Annotated in this window: 18 protein-coding genes and 1 pseudogene; 13 read left to right on the top strand and 6 right to left on the bottom strand. The window is 69.1% G+C overall.

Features of this window, described 5'->3' with window-relative positions; all coding sequences use genetic code 11:
* Nucleotides 1–185: 185 nt before the first annotated feature.
* Both hisC and AC07O4_RS29105 read left to right on the top strand, forming a co-directional pair.
* Nucleotides 186–1169 (top strand): annotated as a pseudogene (gene hisC, locus AC07O4_RS29110) (histidinol-phosphate transaminase); the annotation flags it as partial.
* 53 nt (nucleotides 1170–1222) lie between these two features.
* The gene (locus AC07O4_RS29105; protein WP_495306321.1) at nucleotides 1223–2191 is read left to right on the top strand and encodes a Bug family tripartite tricarboxylate transporter substrate binding protein; all 969 of its coding nucleotides are present in this window, start codon (nucleotides 1223–1225) and stop codon (nucleotides 2189–2191) included.
* Between the two features lie 3 nt (nucleotides 2192–2194).
* Here the strand turns inward: AC07O4_RS29105 and AC07O4_RS29100 are convergent, their stop codons facing one another.
* Nucleotides 2195–2935: an IclR family transcriptional regulator gene (locus AC07O4_RS29100; RefSeq protein WP_495306320.1), complete on the bottom strand. Its 741-nt coding sequence runs from the start codon at nucleotides 2933–2935 to the stop codon at nucleotides 2195–2197.
* Nucleotides 2936–3024: 89 nt separating this feature from the next.
* Here AC07O4_RS29100 and AC07O4_RS29095 point away from each other — a divergent pair, with 89 nt between their 5' ends.
* The 4 genes from AC07O4_RS29095 (at nucleotide 3025) to AC07O4_RS29080 (ending at nucleotide 6629) form a co-directional block, all read left to right on the top strand.
* A complete protein-coding gene (locus AC07O4_RS29095; RefSeq protein WP_139702179.1) occupies nucleotides 3025–3960 on the top strand; it encodes a hydroxymethylglutaryl-CoA lyase in 936 nt (311 codons plus the stop codon).
* Nucleotides 3953–5143, top strand: coding sequence for a CaiB/BaiF CoA transferase family protein (locus AC07O4_RS29090; protein ID WP_495306319.1), 1191 nt, complete (start codon nucleotides 3953–3955; stop codon nucleotides 5141–5143). Before AC07O4_RS29095 ends, AC07O4_RS29090 begins: the two co-directional genes overlap by 8 nt.
* 41 nt (nucleotides 5144–5184) lie before the next feature.
* A complete protein-coding gene (locus AC07O4_RS29085) occupies nucleotides 5185–6111 on the top strand; it encodes a LysR family transcriptional regulator (protein ID WP_070063730.1) in 927 nt (308 codons plus the stop codon).
* A gap of 65 nt (nucleotides 6112–6176) precedes the next feature.
* Entirely contained in the window at nucleotides 6177–6629 is a 453-nt protein-coding gene (locus AC07O4_RS29080) for a DUF2214 family protein (RefSeq protein ID WP_056584391.1), read from the top strand.
* An 85-nt stretch (nucleotides 6630–6714) separates the two neighbouring features.
* Here AC07O4_RS29080 and AC07O4_RS29075 read toward each other — a convergent pair whose 3' ends face one another.
* Nucleotides 6715–7080, bottom strand: a complete 366-nt coding sequence (locus AC07O4_RS29075; RefSeq protein ID WP_369631027.1) for a hypothetical protein — start codon at nucleotides 7078–7080, stop codon at nucleotides 6715–6717.
* Nucleotides 7081–7212: 132 nt separating this feature from the next.
* Here AC07O4_RS29075 and argS point away from each other — a divergent pair, with 132 nt between their 5' ends.
* From argS to AC07O4_RS29040, 7 genes are all read left to right on the top strand, one after another.
* Nucleotides 7213–8898 carry an arginine--tRNA ligase gene (gene argS / locus AC07O4_RS29070; RefSeq protein ID WP_495306318.1) on the top strand — a complete coding sequence of 562 codons (1686 nt, stop codon included), beginning with the start codon at nucleotides 7213–7215 and terminating at the stop codon, nucleotides 8896–8898.
* 14 nt (nucleotides 8899–8912) lie between these two features.
* Nucleotides 8913–9677 carry an SPOR domain-containing protein gene (locus AC07O4_RS29065; RefSeq protein WP_095949698.1) on the top strand — a complete coding sequence of 255 codons (765 nt, stop codon included), beginning with the start codon at nucleotides 8913–8915 and terminating at the stop codon, nucleotides 9675–9677.
* A 156-nt stretch (nucleotides 9678–9833) separates the two neighbouring features.
* A complete protein-coding gene (locus AC07O4_RS29060) occupies nucleotides 9834–10478 on the top strand; it encodes a thiol:disulfide interchange protein DsbA/DsbL (RefSeq protein ID WP_070063733.1) in 645 nt (214 codons plus the stop codon).
* Nucleotides 10479–10600: 122 nt separating this feature from the next.
* Nucleotides 10601–11320, top strand: coding sequence for a lipopolysaccharide transport periplasmic protein LptA (gene lptA / locus AC07O4_RS29055; RefSeq protein ID WP_070063776.1), 720 nt, complete (start codon nucleotides 10601–10603; stop codon nucleotides 11318–11320).
* Nucleotides 11317–12111 carry an LPS export ABC transporter ATP-binding protein gene (gene lptB / locus AC07O4_RS29050; RefSeq protein WP_062480328.1) on the top strand — a complete coding sequence of 265 codons (795 nt, stop codon included), beginning with the start codon at nucleotides 11317–11319 and terminating at the stop codon, nucleotides 12109–12111. The genes lptA and lptB overlap by 4 nt, the downstream gene beginning before the upstream one ends.
* A gap of 154 nt (nucleotides 12112–12265) precedes the next feature.
* Complete coding sequence (gene rpoN / locus AC07O4_RS29045) at nucleotides 12266–13855, top strand: RNA polymerase factor sigma-54 (RefSeq protein WP_307636062.1); 1590 nt, start codon at nucleotides 12266–12268, stop codon at nucleotides 13853–13855.
* A 10-nt stretch (nucleotides 13856–13865) separates the two neighbouring features.
* Nucleotides 13866–15482 carry a phospholipase D family protein gene (locus AC07O4_RS29040; protein WP_495306317.1) on the top strand — a complete coding sequence of 539 codons (1617 nt, stop codon included), beginning with the start codon at nucleotides 13866–13868 and terminating at the stop codon, nucleotides 15480–15482.
* A gap of 4 nt (nucleotides 15483–15486) precedes the next feature.
* Here AC07O4_RS29040 and AC07O4_RS29035 read toward each other — a convergent pair whose 3' ends face one another.
* From AC07O4_RS29035 to AC07O4_RS29020, 4 genes are read right to left on the bottom strand one after another with little or no spacing between them, the layout of a single operon-like run.
* Nucleotides 15487–16134, bottom strand: a complete 648-nt coding sequence (locus AC07O4_RS29035; protein WP_307587626.1) for a LysE family translocator — start codon at nucleotides 16132–16134, stop codon at nucleotides 15487–15489.
* Nucleotides 16135–16159: 25 nt separating this feature from the next.
* A complete protein-coding gene (locus tag AC07O4_RS29030; protein ID WP_495306316.1) occupies nucleotides 16160–16792 on the bottom strand; it encodes a YceI family protein in 633 nt (210 codons plus the stop codon).
* A 40-nt stretch (nucleotides 16793–16832) separates the two neighbouring features.
* Nucleotides 16833–17417 (bottom strand): YceI family protein, encoded by a 585-nt coding sequence (locus AC07O4_RS29025; RefSeq protein WP_495306315.1) that lies wholly within the window; start codon nucleotides 17415–17417, stop codon nucleotides 16833–16835.
* Complete coding sequence (locus tag AC07O4_RS29020) at nucleotides 17414–18025, bottom strand: cytochrome b (protein WP_495306314.1); 612 nt, start codon at nucleotides 18023–18025, stop codon at nucleotides 17414–17416. The genes AC07O4_RS29025 and AC07O4_RS29020 overlap by 4 nt, the downstream gene beginning before the upstream one ends.
* Between the last annotated feature and the right edge of the window lie 51 nt (nucleotides 18026–18076).

Below are 18076 nucleotides of genomic sequence, written 5' to 3'. Positions count from 1 at the left end.
CCCCAGGTGAAGCCATGGGAGAACTGTATTCGATACTTTGCGGGCGAGTAAGAGCCGAAAGTGAGATTTATCTGTGACAAAAATGAAGGTAATCGACCAGGACCCAGGCCCCACTTCAAAGGGTAGGCCCTGAGGCCGGGCCGGTGGCAGCTGTATATATTTAACTTCTTAAATAATCAGCTCCCGCCGCAATGATCCTCCTGGCTTCCAACGAAAACCCGCTCGGCATGCCCGAGTCGGCCCGCCGCGCCGCCGCTGCCGCCCTCGAAGGTGCGGGCAACTACCCCGACAGCAACGGCACCGCGCTCAAGCAGGCGCTGGCCGCGCGGCTCGACGTGCCGCCCGAGTGGCTCACGCTGGGCAGCGGGTCGAGCGAAATCCTCGAGCTCGCGGCGCAGGTCAGCCTCAAGCCGGGCGAGAACGTCGTCTATTCGCAGTACGGCTTCATCGTCTATGCGGCGGCCACGGCGCACGCCCACGCGCGCGCCACCGTCGTGCCCTCGCGCGACTTCGGCCACGACCTCGACGCGATGCGCGCCGCCATCGGCGACGACACGAAGCTGGTCTTCGTCGCCAACCCGAACAACCCGACCGGCACCTTCATCGATGCTGCGCCGCTGCGCGAGTTTCTGCAATCGGTGCCCGCGCACGTGACGGTGCTGCTCGACGAGGCCTACACCGAGTACCTGTCGCCCGCGCAGCGCTACGACAGCATCGAATGGGTGCGCCGCCTGCCCAACCTGATCGTGGCGCGCACCTTCTCCAAGGCCTTCGGCCTGGCGGGGCTGCGCATCGGCTACGGCGTGTCGCAGCCGGCGCTCACGGCGCGCATGAACGCGCACCGCCCGCGCTTCAACGTGACGACGCCGGCCCAGGCCGCGGCCGTGGCGGCGCTGGGCGACACCGACTTCCTGGCGCGCACCTACGAGCTCAACACCGCCGGGCGCGAACAGCTCGCCGCGGGCTTCACCGCGCTGGGCCTGCCGTACGTCCCGTCGTCGGGCAACTTCCTGATGGTGCAGGTCGGCGATGCGCCGGCCGTGCACGCGCGCCTGCTGGCCGCCGGCATCGAGGTCTCGCTGCTCGGCCCCTACGGCCTGCCGCAATGGCTGCGCGTGAGCGTCGGCCTGCCGGCGCAGAACGAGGCGCTGCTGGCCGCGCTGCGCTGACGGCTACACGCACAGAGCACACCGAAGAACAACCACCCCGAGGAGACCGCCCCATGCAACGCCGCCAGTTCGCAGCGCAGGCCGCTGCCGTCATCACCGCCACGGCCTTCGCGCCGATGGCGTTCGCGCAGGAGCGCACGGTGCGCATCCTGATCGGCTTTCCGCCGGGCGGGTCGGCGGACGTGGTCGCGCGGATCCTGGCCGACAAGATGCGCGTGTCGCTCGGACAGAACGTCATCGTCGACAACAAGCCCGGCGCGGCCGGCCGGCTGGCGCTGGCCGAGCTCAAGCGCTCGCCGCCGGACGGCAGCGTGCTCATCTTCTCGCCCAGCGGCGCGATGGTGATCCACCCGTGGCTGTATTCGAACCTCGGTTACGACACGGTGAAGGACTTCACGCCGATCTCGCTCGGCAGCACCTTCGACTTCGCCGTGACGGCCGGGCCGGGCGCGCCGGCGGGCGACCTGAAGGCGGTGCTGGCCTGGATGAAGGCCAACCCGGGCAAGGCCAACTACGCGACCTCGGGCGCCGGCACGGTGCCGCACTTCGCGGGCCAGCTGCTGGCGCAGGCCTCGGGCGTGCCGATGACGCACGTCGCCTACCGCGGCGGCGCGCCGGCCGCGCAGGACCTCATCGGCGGACAGGTGCCGCTGATGGTCGACACCGCCTCGGAAACCATCGAGCACCACCGCGCGGGCAAGGTCCGCATCCTCGCGGTGACGGGCGAAAAGCGCAGCCGCGCGCTGCCCGACGTGCCGACGCTGAAAGAAGCGGGCATCAACGTGACGGCCGATGCCTTCTTCGGGCTGTATGGCCCGCCTGGCATGTCGCCCGAGCTGGTCGCGCGCATCGACAAGGCCGTGGCCGACGCGCTGCGCATGCCCGATGTGCAGGAAAAGATCTACGCGCTGGGCCTCGTGCCGGCGCATGCGGGGCCGGCGGAGCTGGCGACGATCCAGGCGACGCACCTGAAGCGGTGGGAACTGCCGATCAAGAATTCGGGCTTCAAGGCTGAATCCTGATGCTCAGACCTGCCCGCTGAGCGCCTTCGCCGCCGCGCGCACGGGCTCGAGATAGCCCTCGTCATAGCGGTGCGTCGGCATCGTCAGCGTGACCGCCGCGGCCAGGCCGCCATCCGCATGGAACACCGGCGCCGAGATGCCCGCCAGTTCGGCCGTGCGGTCGCCCACCAGCGCGCAATAGCCTTGCGCGCGGATCGCGTCGTACAGCTTGCGCTCCTTCGCCCCGCGCGGCCGTTCGGCCTCGGGCCCGAAAGCGATCAGCACGCGCGCGCCCGCGCCCCGGTCATTGGGCAGCAGGTCGCCCGCGCGCACGTGGTCGCGCACCACATGCGAGGAATCGACGCGGAACTGGCACAGCCGCACCCAGCTGTCGCCCTGGTCCTGCCGCACGTGGTACGCCGCGCTCTCGCCGGTGGCGGCGGCGAGCGTGCGAAGCACCGGCAGCACGAGGCGGTCGAGCGACTGCGACGCGGCGTACAGCCCGTGCAGCCGCGCGATCTCCAGCCCCAGCGCATAGCGCCCGTCGTCCTGCCGGCGGATGAGCCGCGCGTGTTCGAGCGAGGCCAGCAGGCGCAGCACCGTGCTCTTGTAGAGCTGCGTGCGCTCGGCGAACTGCGCGAGCGACAGCGCCTCGTCGCCGGGCCGGAAGGCCGACAGCAGGCTCAGCGCGCGGTCGACCGCGGCGGCGCCGCCGGGGGCGGCGTTGAGGTCGGACACCGATTCGGTCTGGGCTTTGCGGGGCATGGCGTGGCTTGACAGTCGGCGAGCTTGCCGATTTAATTCTGTTTAACAGAATATAGTTCTGCAAGATAGAACAGTCAAGAAAACACCCGATGACCTCCCCCGACGTTCTCATCAGCGAGGTCGGTCCGCGCGACGGCCTGCAGTCCGTGAAGGCCACCATGCCCACGGCCGACAAGCTGCGCTGGATCGATGCGCTGCATGCCGCCGGCCTGCGCGAGATCGAGGTCGCCTCGTTCGTGCCCGCGAAGCTGCTGCCGCAGATGGCCGATGCCGCCGAGGTGGTGCGCCATGCCGTCACGCTGCCCGGCCTCGTGGTGATGGCGCTGGTGCCCAACCGCAAGGGCGCGCAGGCCGCGCTCGAGGCCGGCGTGCACAAGCTCACGATGCCGGTGTCGGCCAGCGTCGCGCATTCACTGGCCAACGTGCGCAAGACGCCCACGGAGATGGTCGAGGAGGTGCGCGCCATCGCCGAACTGCGCGGCGCCCTCGCGCCGCAGGTGAAGCTCGAAGCCGGCATCTCCACCGCCTTCGGCTGCACGCTGCAGGGGCTGGTGCCGGAAGACGACGTGATCCGCCTGGCGGTGCAGTGCGTCGAGGCCGGCGCGCAAGAGGTCGGCCTGTCGGACACCGTGGGCTACGCCAACCCCGCGCAGGTGCGCCGCCTCTTCAAGCGGCTGCGCGCCGAACTCGGCGTGCACGCGGGCGCGGCCCACATGCACAACACGCGCGGCCTGGGCATCGCCAACTGCCTGGCCGCGTGGGACGAGGGCGTGCGCACCTTCGACGCCTCGCTCGGCGGCCTCGGCGGCTGCCCGTATGCGCCGGGCGCGTCGGGCAATGCGGTCACCGAAGACCTCGTCTTCATGTTCGAGGCCATGGGCGTGCGCACCGGCATCGACATCGACAAACTCATCGCGGCGCGTGCGCCGCTCAAGGCCGGCCTGCCCGGCGAGCCGGTTTACGGCATGACGCCCGAAGCCGGCCTGCCCAAGGGCTTTGTCCAGGAAACCCTCTCTCATGTCTGAAGCCAATCCCTTGCCCTACGCGGGCGTGCGCGTCGTCGAGTTCACCCACATGGTCATGGGCCCGACCTGCGGCCTGCTGCTGGCCGACCTGGGCGCCGAGGTCATCAAGGTCGAGCCCATCGAGGGCGACAACACGCGCCGCCTGCTGGGCTCGGGCGCGGGCTTCTTCCCGACCTTCAACCGCAACAAGAAGAGCATCGCGCTCGACCTGAAGAAGCCCGAGGGCGTGGAAGCGGCGCTGCGCCTCATCGCCACCGCCGACATCGTGAGCGAGAACTTCAAGCCCGGCACGATGAAGAAGCTGGGGCTCGACTACGACACGCTCGCCAAGCTCAACCCGCGCCTCATCTACGTGAGCCACAAGGGCTTCCTGCCCGGCCCGTACGACCACCGCACCGCCCTCGACGAGGTGGTGCAGATGATGGGCGGCCTGGCCTACATGACCGGCCGCGCCGGCGATCCGCTGCGCGCGGGCACCAGCGTGAACGACATCATGGGCGGCATGTTCGGCGCCATCGGCGCGATGGCCGCGCTGCGCCAGCGCGAGCTCACGGGCAAGGGCTGCGAGGTGCAGTCGGCGCTGTTCGAGAACAACGTGTTCCTCGTCGCGCAGCACATGATGCAGTTCGCCGCCACGGGCAAGGCCGCCGACCCGATGCCCAGCCGCATCTCGGCCTGGGCCGTGTACGACGTGTTCACGGTGAAGGACGGCGAGCAGATCTTCCTGGCGGCCGTGAGCGACAAGCAGTGGGCCATCTTCTGCAAGGCCTTCGGCCTCGAGGAGATGCTGGCCGACCCGCGCCTGAAGACCAACAACGACCGCGTGCGCGCACGCGACTGGATGATGCCGATCCTGCGCTCGCACCTCGCCAACCACAGCGCGGCCGAACTCAGTGCGGTGTTCGAGCAGAACGAGCTGCCCTTCGCGCCCATCACCAAGCCGCAGGAGCTGTTCGACGACCCGCACCTCAACGCCACCGGCGGCCTCGCGCCGGTGCGCATGAACGACGGCCACATGGCCAAGGTGCCGCTCGCGCCGTTCACGCTGGGCGGCGAGCGCCCCGGCATCCGCCTGCAGCCGCCGCACATCGGCGAGCACAGCGCGGCGCTGCTGAAGGAAGTGGGCTACAGCGACGGCGACATCGCCGCGCTGCGGGCGCAGGGCGTCACGGCCGGCGACTGAGTCCCTGCTCCATGCGCGGCGGGCGATATAGTTCCCGCGCCATGGACCGCCTCAAGCAGCTCGAATCCTTTGTCTCGGTCGCGACCCGCGGCAGCCTCACCGCGGCGGCCAAGGCGGAAGGCGTGGCGCCCGCGATCATGGGCCGTCGCATCGACGCGCTCGAAGAACGCCTGGGCGTCAAGCTGCTGGTGCGCACCACGCGGCGCATCGCACTCACGCACGAAGGCAGCGCCTTTCTCGAAGACTGCCAGCGCCTGTTGACCGAGTTCGCGAACGCCGAGGCCAGCGTGAGCGCCGGCGGCGTGAAGGCCAGCGGCCACCTGCGCGTGACCGCGCCGGCCGGCTTCGGCCGCCGCCACGTCGCGCCGCTGGTGCCGCGCTTTCATGCGCTGCACCCCGAGGTGACGATCTCGCTGAACCTCAGCGACCGCGTGGTCGACGTCACGGGCGAGAGCTTCGACTGCGCCGTGCGCGTGGGCGACCTGCCCGACTCGTCGCTCGTGAGCGTGCGCCTGGCCGACAACCGCCGCCGCTGCGTCGCCACGCCCGAGTTTCTGCGCCGCCACGGCGCGCCCAAACACCCGAGCGAACTGTCGCGCTTTGCCTGCCTCACGCTGTCGAGCGATGCCTCGCAGACGCGCGGCTGGGCCTTTCGCATTACCAGTGAGGAGGGCGTGCAGGAGCTCATTCACCTGCGCCCCAGCGGTCCGCTCGATTGTTCCGACGGCCAGGTGCTGCACGACTGGTGCCTGGCGGGCCACGGCATCGCCTGGCGCAGCACCTGGGAGGTCGAGGCCGAGATCGATGCGGGCCTGCTCGTGCCCCTGCTCGACGACTTCGCCGCGCCGCCCAACGGCATCTATGCGGTGTTCACAGGCACCAAGCACCTGCCGCTGCGCGTGCGACTGTGGCTTGATTTCCTCAAAGCGCAGTACGGGCAGCCGGAATTCTGGGGCGGGCGGTCCTGAAATCGTGACCGGGCGGCACAATGCTTTTTGCATTTGCTTGCAACCCCCGATGAAGAAAGTTTCCGATGACCCTCGAAGCCATCCTCGCCTACCTGCATCTGTTGGCCATCCTGACGATGGTCGTGTTCATCTCCAGTGAAGCCGCGCTGTGCCGCGTGCAATGGCTCAATGCCGCCGTGGTCGAGCGGCTGGCCAAGGTCGACATGGTCTACGGCATCGCCGCCATCGCGGTGCTGGCCACCGGCATCGCGCGCACCTGGTGGGGCGTGAAGGGCACGGCCTGGTACTGGACCAACCCGCTGCTGCACGTGAAGCTCACGCTGTTCATCATCGTGGGCGTGCTGTCGATCTTCCCGACGCTGACCTACTTCCGCTGGCGCAAGACGCTGCGCGCCACGGGCAAGCTGCCCGCGGAGGCCGACATCCTGAAGACGCGCAAGCTGGTGATGATCCAGGCGCACCTGATCGCGCTGATCCCGCTGGTGGCGGTGTTCCTGGCGCGCGGCTTCGGCAAGTAATCAACACAAAAGACAAAAGAAAAGGCCCGCATGAGCGGGCCCTTCGGGAGTAACAAATGTCAGCGCCACACGGCGCCGCGCCGGATCAGGCCTTGGCCGCGTCGGCTTCGCACTTCTTCATGAAGCTGTTCTTGGCGGCACCGGCCAGGGCCTTGCCGTTCTTGTCGACCGCCTTGGCGGCGCAGGCGGGTCCGGCGGCGGCCTTGGTGCACTTCTTCATGAAGCTGTTCTTGGCAGCGCCGGCCAGGGGCTTGCCGTTCTTGTCGATGGCCTTGGCATCGCAGCTGGCGCCACCGGCGGGTGCGGCCGCGGCGGCAGGGGCTGCCGCAGGTGCGGCGGCGGCAGCGGGGGCCACGACCGGGGCGGGTGCCTTGTCCTGCGCGTAGGCGCTGAACGACAGGCAGGCGCCGAGCGCGACGGTGGAGGCGACCAGGGAAAGGAGCTTCTTCATGGTGGATATGTCCTTGCAAGGTTGGGTTGTGACAGACGCCCCGCCTCGGGGCCGACCATCCTAACGGGCGACATCGCCCATCGGATGACGATCGTTAACTGGGTCCGGGTTTGCCCCCGGTAAAATTCACAGATGCTATTGGTCAAACAGGAGCTGCTCGCGGCGCTCGCGAACACGCTCGAAACCCTCTCTCCCGGCGCCGGTGCCAAAGCCGCGTTCGAGTCGCCCAAGGTGGCGGCGCACGGCGATTTCGCCAGCACCGCTGCCATGCAGCTCGCCAAGCCGCTGGGGCGCAAGCCCCGCGAACTGGCCGAGGAACTGAGCGCTGCGCTGCTCGCCACCCCCGCTTTCAGCCAATGGGTCGAGGCCATCGAGATCGCCGGCCCCGGCTTCCTCAACATCCGCCTGAAGGCTGCCGCCAAGCAGCAGATCGTGCGCGAGGTGCTGGCCGCCGGCGAAGCCTTCGGCCAGCAGCCCGCCACCGGCGAAAAGGTGCTGGTCGAGTTCGTCTCGGCCAACCCGACCGGTCCGCTGCACGTCGGCCACGGCCGCCAGGCCGCGCTGGGCGACGCCATCTGCAATCTGCAGGCCTCGCAGGGCCAGAGCGTGTGGCGCGAGTTCTATTACAACGACGCCGGCGTGCAGATCCAGACGCTGGCCAACAGCACGCAGCTGCGCGCCAAAGGCTTCAAGCCCGGCGACCCCGAGTGGCCCAGCGGTGAAAAGGCACCGGCCTACAACGGCGACTACATCGCCGACATCGCCGAGGACTTCAAGGCGAAGAAGACCGTCAAGTCCGACGACCGCGAGTACACCGCCAGCGGCGACATCGACGACCTGGACAGCATCCGCGAATTCGCCGTGGCCTACCTGCGCCGCGAGCAGGACCTCGATCTGCAGGCCTTCCGCGTGCGCTTCGACAACTACTACCTCGAGTCCAGCCTCTACACCAGCGGCCGCGTCGAGGCGGCCGTGGCCAAGCTCGTGGCCGCCGGCAAGACCTACGAACAAGATGGCGCGCTGTGGCTGAAGTCGACCGACTACGGCGACGACAAAGACCGCGTGATGAAGAAGCAGGACGGCACGTACACCTACTTCGTGCCCGACGTCGCGTATCACATCGCCAAGTGGGAACGGGGCTTTCACAAGGTCGTGAACATCCAGGGCACCGACCACCACGGCACCATCGCGCGCGTGCGCGCCGGCCTGCAGGCCGCGGGCGAAGGCATTCCCGAGGGCTACCCCGACTACGTGCTGCACACCATGGTGCGCGTCATGAAGGGCGGCGAAGAGGTCAAGATCAGCAAGCGCGCCGGCAGCTACGTCACGCTGCGCGACCTGATCGAGTGGACCAGCACCGATGCCGTGCGCTTCTTCCTGCTCAGCCGCAAGCCCGACACCGAATACACCTTCGACGTCGACCTAGCGGTCACCAAGAACAACGACAACCCCGTGTACTACGTGCAGTACGCCCACGCGCGCATCTGCTCGGTGCTCGCGGCCTGGGGCGGCGACGTGGCCGCGCTCAAGGCGGTCGACCTGTCGCCGCTGGACAGCCCGGCGGCCCAGGCGCTGATGCTGCTGCTGGCCAAGTACCCGGCCATGCTGACGGCCGCGGCGAAGGATTTCGCGCCGCACGACGTGACTTTCTACCTGCGCGAACTCGCGGCCAGCTACCACAGCTACTACGATGCCGAGCGCATCCTGGTGGACGACGAGCCGGTCAAGCTGGCGCGTCTCGCACTCGTCGCAGCGGCCGCGCAGGTGCTGCACAATGGCCTCGCGATCCTCGGCGTCAGTGCGCCGAGCAAGATGTGAATCACCCTCTGAACATGAAGAAGACAAGCAGACAACGCGGCAACATCGTCATCGGGCTGATCATCGGCCTGGTGCTCGGTCTGGGCGTCGCCCTGGGCATCGCGGTCTACGTCACCAAGGTGCCGATCCCGTTCGTCAACAAGACGCAACGCGGCGGTGCCGAGCAGGACGAAGCCGAAGCCCGCAAGAACCGCGACTGGGACCCGAACGCGCCGCTGGCCGGCAAGGCCGGCGCGCCCAAGCCCGCCGCCACGCCCCCGGCCGCCACGGCCACCGGCCCGGTGAACCCGATCACCGGCGCGCCCGCCACCGTGGCCCCCGGCACGCCGCCCGTCGCCACCGCGCCGGTCACCGCCCCGGCCCCCGTGGTGGTGGCGCCCAAGCCGGCGCGTCCCGCGCCGGTGCCGGCCGAAGCCAACGCCCTGCCGCCGTCGAACGATCCGCTGGGCGACCTCGCCCGGGCCCGCGCAGGCGGCAGCACGACCACCGCGTCCGCCGCGCCGAGCCACACGGCCGCCGCACCGTCGTCGTCGGGTGCCGATCCCTTCATGTACTTCGTGCAGGCTGGCGCCTTCCGCACCACCGACGACGCCGAGGCGCAGCGCGCCAAGCTGTCGCTCATGGGCGTCGAGGCCAAGGTCACCGAGCGCGAGCAGGCCGGTCGCACGGTCTACCGCGTGCGCGCGGGTCCGTTCAACAAGAAGGACGACGCCGACCGGCTCAAGGAACGGCTCGACGGCGGCGGTCTCGAATCGGCGCTGGTGCGCGTGCAACGCTGACCCGTCAGCGCCTTTCTTGAACAGCCTTTAAGCTCTCGCCCGCGCGGCATCTGCCGCACTCGTTTGTCAATTCCAGCGCCTCGGTCGCGCCGTCCACGGGGAACTCCCGGCGGCGCGCCGGCTCTGTACTGCGGTACCCACAGGAGAACCTTTTCCATGAAACGTCGTGACTTTTCGCTGGCCGCCACTTCGATCGGGCTGCTTTCGCTGGCTGCCGTTCCGGCACACGCCCAGCGCGCCCCCAAGGCCGGCACCGATTTCCTCGTGCTCGACAAGCGCGTGCCCGTCGATGCACCCGCCGGCAAGGTTGAGGTGGTCGAGTTCTTCTCGTACAACTGCCCGCATTGCAACGACTTCGAGCCCTCGCTCGAAGCCTGGGTCAAGGCAGCCCCGAAGGAAGTGGCCTTCCGCCGCATCCCGGTGCCCTTCGTGGGCAACGACGTCGAGGCCAAGCAGCGCCTGTACTTCACGCTCGAAGCCATGGGCAAGCTGGAGGAATACCACCCGAAGGTGTTCGCCGCCATCCACGCGCAGCGCCAGAACCTGAACGGCGATGCCAACATCCAGGCCTGGGCCGAGCGTGCCGGCCTCGACGGCGCCAAGTTCAAGGAAACCTTTGCGTCCTTCGGCGTGGCCAGCAAGGCCCGCCGCGCGGCGCAGCAGACCGAGGCCTACAAGGTCGCCGGCGTGCCGGCCCTGGCCGTGGCGGGCCGCTGGTATGTCGACGGCGAAACCGCCGGCAGCATGTCCAAGGTGCTGCAGGTCGCGACCTTCCTCATCGGCGAAGCCAAGAAGGGCTGACCGACCCGGCGACCTGCTTTCTTGGTCGAATGCAAGGCCCGCTTCGGCGGGCTTTTTCATTGGCGGCGGTGGGCAATTGCCATCCCACGCATACAATGTTTCAGAGCAAGTTTCGTGCCTTTATGACATTGCCCTCCATCCCCACATTCCCCACCCTTCGTCGCCTCGGCCGCCTGGCCTTCGGCGCGCTGTTGCTGGCCGGAGCCGCCTCCGGCGCCCTGGCTGAAACCGCCGACCGCACCAAGCCGATGAACATCGAGTCCGACTCGATGCGCTACGACGACCTGAAACAGACCAGCGTGTTCACCGGCAACGTGCTGGTCACGAAGGGCACGATCATCATCCGCGGCGCGCGGCTGGACGTGCGCCAGGACGCCGAGGGCTACCAGTACGGCGTGGTCACGGCGGCGCCCGGCAAGCTGGCCTATTACAAGCAGAAGCGCAACGCCGGCGACGAGTGGATCGAGGGCGAGTCGGAAGTCATCGAGTACGACAGCCGCGCCGACAACGTCAAGTTCATCCGCCGTGCCGTCATGCGCCGGCTGATCGGCGCCACGGCCAACGACGAAAGCAGCGGCGCGCTGATCGTCTACGACCAGAGCAACGACACCTACACCGTCAACGGTTCCCTCGTGCCGCCGAACGCCGGCGTCTCGGCGGGCGGCGGCGGTCGCGTCAAGGCCATCCTCACGCCGAAGGCCACGCCGGCCCCGGCGGCGCCCGGCTCCGCACCCGCGGCCGGCGGCAAGAAGCCCGCGGCTCCGGCGCCCACCCCCGCGCCCGGCGCCGGGCTGCGCCCGAGCACCACGCTGGGCGGCACCGAAGGGGAAGGGCGCAAGTGATCGAAACCGCAGGAACCCAGGCCGCCGACGGCATTCCGGGCAGCCGCCTCGTGGCGCGCGGCCTCAAGAAGAGCTACGGCAGCCGCACGGTCGTGAAAGACGTCTCGCTCGATGTGCAAAAGGGCGAGGTCGTCGGACTGCTCGGCCCCAACGGCGCGGGCAAGACCACCTCGTTCTACATGATCGTCGGGCTGGTGCGCGCCGACGCCGGCGAGATCACCATCGACGGCGAGCCCATCGCCCACATGCCCATCCACCGCCGCGCGCGCATGGGCCTGAGCTACCTGCCGCAGGAGGCCTCGATCTTCCGCAAGCTCACGGTCGAGGAAAACGTGCGCGCCGTGCTCGAGCTGCAGCGCGAACCCGACGCCAACGGCCGCATGATGCCGCTGACCAAGCAGCACACCGAAGAGCGCCTGGCCGACCTGCTGGCCGACCTGCGCGTAGACCACCTGCGCGATTCGCCCGCGCTCGCGCTGTCGGGCGGCGAGCGCCGCCGCGTCGAGATCGCGCGCGCGCTGGCCACGCAGCCGCGCTTCATCCTGCTGGACGAGCCCTTCGCCGGCATCGACCCGATCGCCGTGATCGAGATCCAGCGGATCATCAGTTTCCTGAAAGAGCGCGGCATCGGCGTGCTCATCACCGACCACAACGTGCGTGAGACGCTGGGCATCTGCGATCACGCGTTCATCATCAGCGACGGGCACGTGCTGGCACAAGGCACACCCTCGGAGATCGTCGACAACGCCGAGGTACGCAGGGTGTACCTGGGCGAGCACTTCCGGATGTGACCGTGCGGCGAGGGTCAAGGATCATCGTGGCCGCCGTCCGCGCGGAGCTTCCTCGCGGGGGCCGCCGCGCACGGCCGCCCGAAGCGGCCGGCCCGCCCCCGGTAGGGGGTTGGCGTAGCGCGAAGCGCGCAGCCTGGGGGGGAGCCATTTCCTCATGAAGCAAGGGCTGTCCCTTCGCGTCTCGCAGCATCTGGCCTTGACGCCACAGCTGCAGCAGTCCATTCGCCTGCTCCAGCTCTCCACGCTCGAACTGAGCCAGGAGGTGGAGCAGATGCTGGACGAGAACCCGTTCCTCGAGCGCACCGCGGAAGAAGCGGCGCGCGAGGAGTTCGGGCTGGACACGGCCGACGCGCCGGTGCCGCGCGACGACGCGGGCGAGGGTGAGGCCGAGTTCACGCCGTCCGCCGCCAGCACGTCCTCCACCTCCAGCGACACCACCACCTCGACCCCCGACACCGACGGCCCCGCCGCCGAGATCGCCGAGCGCGAGCCCGACTGGGAAGGCGACGGCACCGTCGACATGGCGCCCGACGACAGCGAGTGGGGCAGCGACGCGCCCGCGCGCCAGAACAACCTGGGCGACGACGAGCGTGCCGACGCCACCGAACTCGCGCGCAGCCAGGAGTCGCTGCAGTCGTTCCTGCACCGCCAGGCGCTGAGCCTGCGGCTCAATGAAAACGACTGCGCCGCGCTGCGCTTTTTGATCGAGTCGCTCAACGACGACGGCTACCTCGAAGACTCGCTGCCCGCGCTGGCCTCGGGCCTGGCGGGCGACGACAACGACCAGTTCGACGACCTCGTGCACCACTTCCAGGTGGCGCTGGGCCTGCTGCAGAGCCTGGAGCCGGTCGGCGTCGGTGCGCGCGACCTCGGCGAATGCCTGAGCATCCAGCTGAAGGCGCTCGCCAGCGAAGACGAGACCGAGGCCGAAGCGCTCATCCGCAAGACCGCCATCGCGATCTGCAAGCAGCCGATGGAGCTGCTCGCGCGGCGCGACTTCAAGCGCCTGGCCACGCTCACGCGCACCAACGAAGAGCTGGTGCGCTCGGCGCTGCAGATCATTGCGCGGCTCGAACCCAAGCCGGGGCGCCGCTTCGTCGACGTCGAACGCAACATCGTCATCCCCGACGTGATCGTCACCAAGACCGGGCGCGGCACGAACGTGAAGTTCCGCGTCATGCTCAACCCCGAAGTCATGCCGCGCCTGCGCGTGCACGACATCTACGCCGGTGCGCTCAAGTCGCACAAGGGCGAGGGCAGCCAGGCGCTGTCGCAGCGGCTGCAGGAGGCGCGCTGGTTCATCAAGAACATCCAGCAGCGCTTCGACACCATCCTGCGCGTGAGCAACGCCATCGTCGAGCGGCAGAAGAGCTACTTCGTGCACGGCGAGCTGGCCATGCGCCCGCTGGTGCTGCGCGAGATCGCCGACGAACTGGGCCTGCACGAGTCGACCATCTCGCGCGTGACCACCGCCAAGTACATGGCAACGCCCTTCGGCACGGTCGAGCTCAAGTACTTCTTCGGCTCGGCGCTGGGCACCGAGACCGGCGGCAACGCGTCGAGCACGGCAGTGCGCGCGCTGATCAAGCAGTTCGTGAGTTCCGAGAGCATCAAGAAGCCGCTGTCCGACAGCCAGATTTCCGAGATGCTGAAAGAGCAGGGCATCGAGTGCGCGCGCCGCACCGTCGCCAAGTACCGCGAAGCCTTGCGCATCGCACCGGCCAACCTGCGCAAGGCTCTGTAGAAAGCCCACGATGACCCGTCGCCTGCTGTCGCGCTGGGGGCATTGGGTCTTCGCCCTCGTGGCTGCATCGCTGTTCGCCGGCTGTGCCACCTTGCCCGACGAGGCACCGCGCCCGCCCACCAAGGCCATCGCCGTCTCGGCCGACACCGCGCTCGGCAAGATCGCGCTGGCCTCGCAGCCCGACCCCGACCTCAGCGGCTTTCGCCTGATGCCCGGCGGCGACTTCGCCTTCGACACGCGGCTGCAGCTGGCGCGCCGCGCCCAGCGCACGCTCGACGTGCAGTACTACCAGATCGAGAACGACGAGACCGGTCGCTACCTGCTGCGCACCCTGCGCGATGCGGCCCAGCGCGGCGTGCGCGTGCGTCTCTTGATGGACGACCTGTACACGTCCGGCGAAGACGAGCTGCTGCTCGGCCTGGCCGCCACGCCGAACGTGGAGCTGCGCCTGTTCAACCCGTTCCCGGCCGGGCGCGGCAGCCTGCTCAAGCGCTTCACCGCGTCGCTGTTCGACTTCAGCCGCGTCAATCGGCGCATGCACAACAAGCTCTTCATCGCCGACGGTGCGATGGCGGTGGCGGGCGGGCGCAACATCGGCAACCAGTACTTCCGCCGCACCACCGGCCCGAACTTCATCGACCTCGACACCTTCGTCACGGGCGCGCTGATCCCGCGACTGGGCGTGCTGTTCGACCAGTACTGGAACAGCCCGCATGTGCGCCCGATCGGCGCGGTCGTGCACACCGACCTGCCGCGCGAAGAGCTGCAGCGCCGCTTCGACGCCGCCACCGGCCCCGACACCACGCCGCCGCCGCCCAAACCTGCGCCCAACGACCTGCTCGGCTACAGCCCGGTGGCCGACGACCTCGACGCCGGCAAGCTGGGCCTGATCTGGAGCACCGCCGAGGCGTATGCCGATTCGCCCGACCGCGTGATCGGCAAGACCGCGTCGTACGGCGGCGTGCCGCTGCTCGACGTGGACAGCGTGCGCTACAACGTGGTCGAGCAGATGCGCCGCGCGCGCAGCGAGGTGACGCTGGTCTCGCCCTACCTGATCCCGGGCGCGTCGGGGCTGGAGGTGATGCGCGAGATCCGCGGGCGCAACGTGAAGATCAGCGTGGTCACCAACTCGCTCGCCGCCACCGACGAGCCGCTGGTCCACACCGCCTACCGCCGCTACCGCGCCGACATGCTGGCGCTGGGCGCCGAGCTGCACGAGCTGAGTTCCGCGCGCACGCGGCGCAGCGTGCGCCTCGGCTTGTTCGGCACGTCCGTGGGGCGACTGCACGCCAAGTCGGCGGTGATCGACCAGCGCATCCTCTTCGTCGGTTCGATGAATTTCGATCCGCGCTCCGAAATCCACAACACCGAAATCGGCCTGTTCATCCGCAGCCCCGAGATGGCGCAGCAGACCCTGAAGCTGCTCGACGTGCTCAAGCAGCAGGGCGCCTACCGGCTGCGCTTTGCTGAAGGCGCCGATGCGGGCGCAGTCGGCTCGCGGCGCATCGAATGGGTCAGCGAGGAAGGCGGCAAGACCACCGTGCTGCACGAAGAGCCCGACTCGGGCTTCTGGGACCGCACCATGCTCGAGCTGCTGTCGCCGCTCACGCCCGAGAGCCTGTTGTAGCGGCTCAGGTGCCGCGCACCGCCGACCACACCAGCCGCAGGCCCAGCAGTCCCATCACACCGCCGGCCGCGCGGTCGATCCAGGTCTTGTAGCGCAGGTAGGCCGCGCGCGGCGCGGCCGAGGACAGCGCCAGCGCGACGATCGCGTACCAGCCCGTCTCGATGCAGAAGATCACGGCCGGCACCGCGAGCGCCAGCACCAGCGGCACCTCGCGCGGCAGGAAGGCCGCGAAGATGCTCGCGTACACCACCGCCGTCTTCGGGTTGCTGATCTGCGTGGCCAGGCCGAGCAGGAAGGTGCGTCCGCTGCGGCCCTGGCTGCGGGGCGAGGCGTCCGTGTCGGGCGTGATCGCGAGCGGCTGGCGCGCGCCGCGCCAGATGCGAAAGCCCAGGTAGATCAAATAGGCGCCGCCGAAGGCCTTGATCGCCAGGTACAGCCCCGGCACCGCGAGGAACGCCGCCTGCAGCCCGGCCAGCGCCGCGATCGAGAACGCCAGCCCGCCGGCGCCCATGCCCAGGGCGGCAGCGAGCCCGTCGCTGCGCGAGGCCACGGCGGTGCGCGCCACCATCACGAAGCTCGGGCCGGGGCTCATCGCGCCCACGGCCATGGCGCCGGCAATGCCGAGCAGGGACAGGAGGTGGGCGTCGGTCATGAGTGGGCTCCGGTGGGGGATGGGTTCATTGCACGTTCACGGCTTCGACCTGCACCAGCAGCTTCACCTTGTTCTCGAAGCCGAAGTTCAGGCCCCAGGTGATGCCCCAGTCGCTGCGCTGCACGGTGGCCTCGAAGTCGCCGCCGCAGACCTGGCGGTTGATCAGCGGGTTCAGGTAGCAGTTGAAGCGCACCGCCTTCAGCGTCACCGGCTTGGTCTGGCCCATGAGCGTGAGCGTGCCGGGCACGTCGGTCACCTTGTCGCCGCTGAAGTCGATGCGCTCGGCCACGAAGCGGCCGGTGGGGAATTCGGCCACGTTGAAGAAGTCCTTGCTCTGCACGTGGCGGTTGAGCAGGTCGACGCCGGTGTTGATGGAGCTGATGTCCATCGTGATGTCGACCTTGCCGCTGGCGCCGGTGCCGTCGATCTTCACCGAGCCGTCCTTGGTGCTGAAGCGGCCGCGGTTGGTGGTGGTGCCGTAGTGGCCCATCTCGTACATGACGAAGGTGTGGGTCGGGTCGATCACGTAGCTGGCGTTCTTGACCGGCCCGCCCGCGGGCTTGGCGGCCAGCGGCGGCGCGGTGTATTCCTGGGCCGTGGTGGCCAGGGGCAGGGCCACGCCCGCGCAAAGGGCCGCGGCGAAGAAGAGCTTGTTCATGGCAAAGGAAGAAAAGGATGCATGGGAAATGAAATCGTCGTCACAGCGGCCCGAGGCCCGCGAGCGTCAGCTTGAAGCGCACCTGCACCTCGTTGCCGACCACCGAGGTGTCGGTCCATTCGCCGTCGCCCACCTTGTAGTCGAGCCGCTGGATCGTGAGGGTGCCCGTGGCGACCGAATACGCGCCGCCCGACGACACGATGCTCACGGGCACCGTCACGTACTTGCTGACGCCCTTGATGGTGAGCTTGCCGGCCATCTCGAAGCGGCCCTCGCCCAGCGCCTTGATGGCGCTCGAGCGGAAGCTGGCCTGCGGGAAATGCGCGGTGTCGAACCAGGTCGGCTTGGGCAGCTCGGCATCGCTCATGGGCACGCCGAAGCCGGCGCTGGCGGTGTCGATCTGCAGCACGACCGAGCCGCCCTCGGGCTTCTTCGGATCGAAGGCGACCTGCGCGTCGAAGCGCTTGAAGCTGCCTTCCACCGGCACGCCCATCTGCTTGCTGACGAAGGCGATCTGGCTCTTCTCGGGCACCAGCTTCGCGGTGGTGGCCGGCAGGGGCTCGGCCGCGGCGTGCAGCGTGAGGCCGAGGAGGGCGGCGGTGCCCCACGAAAGACGGGTCGTCATCCGGCGGATTCCTTGCGTGGCGCGGGCCACATGCGTTGCAACAGACCGTCGTGGTCGATCCAGTGGTGCTTGAGCGCCGCCGCCACGTGCAGCAGCGTGACGCCGGCCAGCAGGAAGGCGCTGCGTTGGTGCAGCGGCTTGAGCACGGCCTCGGCGAAGTCCTTGTCGACCGCCACCAGGTCGGGCAGCGGCAGCAGGCCGAACCACACGACCGGCACGCCCATGCCCGAGCTGTAGGCCCAGCCGAACAGCGGGACCGCGAAGAACAGCAGGTACATCAGCGCATGGCTGGTGCGGTGCGCGGCCCGCTGCCAGGCCGGCATGGCCGCCAGCACCCGCGCCGACAGCGGCGGCGGGCGGTGCGTGAGGCGCCACAGCAGCCGCAGCGCCGACAGCAGGAGGATGGTGATGCCGGCCCACTTGTGCCAGCTGTAGAGCTTCAGGCGCTGCGGCGAGAAGGGCAGGCCCGTCATGTAGAGCCCGACGCCGAGCGAGCCGACGATCATCGCCGCGAGCAGCCAGTGCAAGGCCATTGCGACCCGCCCGTAGCGGGGCTCGCGCAGGGCGGCGGCGCCAACGGCAGGGGCGGGAAGTGGTTCGACGGGCATCGGGGCAGGGGCGGCGGCGGCCTGTGCGCGGAGCATAGCTCGGAAGCGATG

It is taken from the genome of Variovorax sp. GW821-FHT09D04, from assembly GCF_059416405.1.
Note: the sequence above shows the minus strand (reverse complement) of the source record. Positions and strands in the feature narration are given on the sequence as shown.